The sequence below is a fragment of the Methylophaga sp. UBA5088 genome (genome assembly GCF_002414625.1).
Lineage (GTDB): Bacteria > Pseudomonadota > Gammaproteobacteria > Nitrosococcales > Methylophagaceae > Methylophaga > Methylophaga marina.
The window spans coordinates 21,319-26,504 of record NZ_DIAC01000037.1 but is presented as its reverse complement, the minus strand read 5'-3'; the positions used below and the strand labels follow the sequence as shown (position 1 = coordinate 26,504).

4 protein-coding genes and 1 pseudogene are annotated in these 5,186 nt (G+C 44.8%); 4 read left to right on the top strand and 1 reads right to left on the bottom strand.

Annotated elements, in window-relative coordinates; translation table 11 throughout:
* The 3 genes and pseudogenes from B4K20_RS05305 to B4K20_RS05295 all read left to right on the top strand — a co-directional run.
* Positions 1–188, top strand: a pseudogene (locus tag B4K20_RS05305) (hypothetical protein); the annotation flags it as partial.
* Positions 181–903, top strand: a complete 723-nt coding sequence (locus tag B4K20_RS05300) for a DUF445 domain-containing protein (RefSeq protein WP_289282146.1) — start codon at positions 181–183, stop codon at positions 901–903. The pseudogene B4K20_RS05305 and the gene B4K20_RS05300, both read left to right, overlap by 8 nt.
* Positions 904–1,545: a class I SAM-dependent methyltransferase gene (locus tag B4K20_RS05295; RefSeq protein WP_289282145.1), complete on the top strand. Its 642-nt coding sequence runs from the start codon at positions 904–906 to the stop codon at positions 1,543–1,545.
* Here the strand turns inward: B4K20_RS05295 and B4K20_RS05290 are convergent.
* A complete protein-coding gene (locus tag B4K20_RS05290; RefSeq protein ID WP_289282144.1) occupies positions 1,532–2,116 on the bottom strand; it encodes a YigZ family protein in 585 nt (194 codons plus the stop codon). The genes B4K20_RS05295 and B4K20_RS05290 overlap by 14 nt on opposite strands.
* Before the next feature lie 193 nt (positions 2,117–2,309).
* Here B4K20_RS05290 and rapA point away from each other — a divergent pair, with 193 nt between their 5' ends.
* The gene (gene rapA, locus B4K20_RS05285) at positions 2,310–5,159 is read left to right on the top strand and encodes an RNA polymerase-associated protein RapA (protein ID WP_289282143.1); all 2,850 of its coding nucleotides are present in this window, start codon (positions 2,310–2,312) and stop codon (positions 5,157–5,159) included.
* Positions 5,160–5,186: the final 27 nt, after the last annotated feature.

The following is a 5,186-nucleotide window of genomic DNA, read 5'->3' as shown; positions in this document are numbered from 1 at the left end:
GGGCAACAGTAATGTTCCGTTATCAGGATCTTGATCGTAAAACCGGTGACTTTGGTCCTGATAAATACACCATTCGTCGTTATCAAAAACGCAATGGCGAGTACAGCCAGCGTTCTAAATTTAATATTTCAAGCCGTGACCAAGCTTCACAAATTATCAACGCACTCACTAAATGGACCGATGAATAAGAGTTTAATAACCCACTTGGTAGCAGCCACATTTGTTGCTACCGGATTATTTATTGATTCAAACGCCTCAAAGGCGATTCTGGCTACCGGCTTGTTTGCACTGGCCGGTAGTCTGACAAACTGGATAGCCATTCATATGCTATTTGAGAAAGTACCGGGATTGTATGGTTCTGGTGTCGTGGTAGAGCGTTTTGCTGAGTTTAAGGCCGGTATTCATAAGCTGGTCATGCAACAGTTTTTTAGCAAAGAAAATGTCGATAGATTTCTGGCTGAACTGGTCGCTGATAATGCGCAACACCCGCTGGATTTCTCGGATGTTATTGAGAATACGGATTTAGAACCCGTCTACGATAGTCTGGTTGCGACGATTATGGAGTCGTCTTTTGGCAGCATGCTCTCTATGTTTGGTGGTAAGTCTGCACTCGAACCCCTGCGTGAGCCGTTTATTAAAAAAATGACACGTTCTTTGGATGATATTGCTCACAGTGACTCATTTCAGCAAAGTATTCGTTCAAAACTCAACAGCCATGCCGTGTTTGATGATATCCATATGCAAATCGAACATATAGTGGAATCACGTCTTGATGAACTCACGCCGCTAATGGTGAAGAATATGGTTCAAGACATGATACGCACTCATTTAGGCTGGCTAGTGGTCTGGGGTGGGGTGTTTGGCGGCTTGATTGGTTTTATTACCAGCTTTTTACCGATTTAGATGACGGTTTCCTGTCCACTCTGCCAACATCAGGCCAGGGTGTTTTATCAGTTCAAACACCGTTTATATCATCAGTGTGATTTTTGTTATGGCGTGTTTATGGATCCGGCCTTATGGCCGGATCGCCAAGCAGAACAGAGCCGTTATCTGGAACATTTAAATGATGTAGAAGATAAACGCTTTCAACACTTTGTTTCTCCGATTACCCAAGCTGTTCAACAGTTTTTTAAATCGCATCATCAGGGGCTTGATTTCGGTGCAGGACATGCACCGGTGATTACACATGTCTTAAATCAGTCAGGTTTCACCATTGCAGCCTATGACCCGTTATTTTTTAATGATGATGAGCTGTTGAAGCAACAATACGACTATATTTGCAGCTGTGAAGTCATCGAGCATTTCCATCAACCGGCAAACAGTTTTGCTCTGCTCAGAGATTGTTTAAAACCAGGCGGGCGACTATTTTGTATGACGGAGATCTATCATGAGGCGATCGATTTTCATCGCTGGAATTATAAGAATGATCCGACGCATGTATTCATATATCACCGTAATACAATCAGCTATATTGCTGATAAATGTCACTTTAATAAACCGTATATTAATGGACGACTGATTATGTTAGAGGCTAATAGTCGCTAATAAATTGTTGTCGGATAGCTTGCTGATGTTGTGCAGGCAGTATGATGCTAACCACGACTTTATCCGTAAAACTCTGATCGATAATTTCTCCACGTAGTTGTTTGAGCTGGTATTCGAGGAGTTGTAGCTGTGAGTAATCAATCTCTAATGTCATTTCTGCCATTTCTACCCATTTAACGATATCAGCCTCAGCAATCGCTTGTTTTGCTGCTGCGCCATAGGCGCGGGTAAGTCCGCCAGTGCCCAGTTTTACACCGCCAAAATAACGAATTACGCCAATGACTGTATTGATAAGACTTTGTCCTTCCAAAGGAGCGAGTATCGGACGACCCGCTGTACCTGATGGCTCACCGGCATCATGAAAACGTTCAGTTAAAAAGCCTTCTGGTTGGCGAATGCGCCAGGCAAAAGCGAGGTGATTGGCTTGTGGATGTTGTCGAGCGAGTTGACCTAATTTACGGAGGGCGTCATCTTCACTCTGGCAGGGCATAATAACGCCAATAAAACGGGACTTTTTTATTTCATATTCCACCTCAGTGGTGGTCTCAACGGTGTAAAATTCTGTGGCCATGAACACTCGGCTATAGGAAAAAACAAGCCAACAATTTACCATATCGAGCCTAACAACATTTTTGTCGTCAACGAGGCTACATATTATCCGTCATAAAAAGCGTTTGAGCAGACGGTTATCATTATGCTTCAGTAATCAGTTTGGCGATGATAACCGTTGAACATTAAACATCGAGATAACGGAGCAAAACACATTGTCAGAAAGTGCATTTATCGTAGGCCAACGCTGGGTCAGTAATAGCGAAGCAGAGCTTGGTCTGGGTATCATTCAGGAAAGCAGTGGACGTCGTATTGAAGTATTCTTCCCCGCGGCGGCAGAGAGTCGTTTTTATGCTGCTGATAATGCGCCTTTAAGCCGTGTCATCTATTCTGAAGGGGATAAAGTCAGCACGCGTGAGGATGTGAGTTTTGTGATTAGCGCCGTGCAACCCTTTAATGGTTGTTATATCTATCAAGGCGATACCGAGACGGGTGAACCCATCAGTATCCATGAAATGGATCTGGATAGCCGTGTTCACTTTAACCAGCCTCAAGACCGCTTTTTCGCTGGTCAGGTCGATAAAAACAGTCAGTTTGAATTACGTGCAAAAACACTCAATTATCAGCATGAACTCCTAAAATCGCCGGCATATGGCTTATTAGGCGGCCGTGTTCAACTTTTACCACATCAGCTATATATTGCTCAGCAGGTAGCGCAACGATTTGCACCACGTGTGTTACTGGCAGATGAAGTCGGACTCGGTAAAACCATTGAAGCAGGTCTGATTTTGCACAAACAGGTCTTATCCGGTCAGGTCAGACGAGCACTTATCGTTGTGCCAGATGCGTTATTGCATCAATGGTTAGTGGAAATGCTCCGCCGCTTTAATCTGACTTTTACCTTGATTGACCACGAAAGGCACGACGCGCTGCAAGAACTTGATGAAGGCAATCCTTTTGAGAGTGCTCAAATGGTGTTGTGTGGGTTAAATAACCTATTGGCTAACCCACAGATGCAGGTCGACATGTTGGCGACAGAGTGGGATATGTTGATTGTGGATGAAGCGCATCACCTGGCATGGTCACCTGAACAATCAAGTGAGGGTTACCAACTGGTTGAAACGCTCGCGGCTCAGATTCCGGCATTATTATTGTTAACGGCCACCCCTGAACAATTAGGTATTGAAAGTCATTTCGCGCGCCTACGTTTGCTCGACTCTGATAAGTTTTATGATTTTGATGCATTTGTGAAGCAAGAAGCAGCATATCAACCAGTCAGCGAATTAATCGAACAGCTTGATGCCGCAGAAAGTTGGACGCAATTATCACCAGCGCAGCAGTCACAGCTTAAGGAATATCTCGATGAGATGTTATTTGAGCAGTTAAGTGCTGAAGAAGCGTACATCGATACAAAAGTGGATGCCATTCAACAACTTCTCGACAGACATGGCACCGGTCGGGTGCTGTATCGAAATACACGTGATGTGGTGAAAGGCTTCCCGAATCGACTACTTCACCAATATGAATTGCCGCTTCCGGATGCTTTGTCTGATGAAGATCTGAGTCATATTATTTTGCCTGAACAACATTTCACCGATGTTGACTGGTTAAAACACGATAGCCGCGTCAGTTGGCTGGTTGATTTTCTTAAAGCGCATCGCGACGATAAAATCTTAATCATCTGTGCTCAGGCTGACACCGCCCAACAGCTTGAGAACCATCTCAATATCAGTCAAGGCATACGTTCAGCAGTGTTCCATGAAGGGTTGAGCCTGGTGAATCGTGACCGTGCTGCAGCTTATTTTGCAGATGATGAAGATGGGGCGCAGTGCCTTGTTTGTTCCGAGATCGGCAGTGAAGGACGTAACTTTCAGTTTTCACATCATCTGGTGTTATTTGACTTACCGGTTAATCCGGATTTGTTGGAACAACGGATTGGTCGATTGGATCGTATCGGGCAGCATCATGATGTGCATATCCATGTCCCTTATTACGCCGATACAGCACAATCCATTTTATTGCAGTGGTATCACCAGGGTATGAATGCGTTTGAACAGGTGTTGGCTGCAGGACAGCGTATTGCGAATGTGACAAAACCAGCACTGGAAGCCGCCATGGCTGAACCAGCAAACCAGGGTTTATTAGATAGTCTGATACAACAAACACAGGAAGTTTCCGAGCAAACGCTGACAGAACTTCAGTCTGGGCGCCATCGCTTACTTGAGCGTCATTCCTTCAATGAGACTCAGGCAGAATCAGTTGTGGCGGATGTTGAAATGTTATCCCGTTCACTTGAGTTGGCCGGTTTTATGGATGATGTGTTTGATGCCTTCGGCGTAGATCAACATCCTCATAGCACAGACAGCATTATCATCGAACCTGGCACGCATATGCAGACACAGTTCCCGGAACTGCCAGATGAAGGACTGACTGCGACCTATCAACGTCACAAAGCACTGGGTCGTGAGGATATGAGCTTTCTGACATGGGAACATCCTATGGTGCTGGGCGCAATGGATATGGTATTGAATAGTGATTTAGGCAATAGTGCATTTTGTACCTTAGCAACTGATGAGGTGAAAGCCGGCAGTTTATTACTGGAAGCCATATTTGTTATGCGCACTATTTCGGAACGAGATCTACAGATTCAACGCTTTATTTCTGAAAGCCACATTAGACTGGTGGTGGATGAACGTGGTAAACAATACCAAACCGTGTTTGATGAGCATGATTTCAATAAAATAGCCGGTCGCATCCCAAGAGCAACAGCTCAGGAATTGATTCGTCATGCCCGTGGCCCTGTCGAGAACTTGCTCGCCCAGGCCAAAAATGCGGTGACAGACATGGAAGACACATTAAAGCAGGAAGCACTGGCTAATATGAATAATGAGTTGGAGCAGGAGTATCAGCGTTTGAGTGCCTTGGCAAAAGTCAACCCGAATATCCGACAACAAGAGCTGGATTATTTGAAACAGCGCCAGGAAAAGTTGAATGCTGGCATTCAATCAGCCTCATTATCGCTGGATGCCATACGGGTAGCTATTGTGACTGATCCCACTAACTAAAGAGACAGATATCAGAATGGTCAAGCT

Coding starts and splice junctions, on each gene's coding strand:
- B4K20_RS05290 (WP_289282144.1), bottom strand. CDS start 2,116: ATGGCCACAGAATTTTACACCGTTGAGACCACCACTGAGGTGGAATAT.
- B4K20_RS05300 (WP_289282146.1), top strand. CDS start 181: ATGAATAAGAGTTTAATAACCCACTTGGTAGCAGCCACATTTGTTGCT.
- B4K20_RS05295 (WP_289282145.1), top strand. CDS start 904: ATGACGGTTTCCTGTCCACTCTGCCAACATCAGGCCAGGGTGTTTTAT.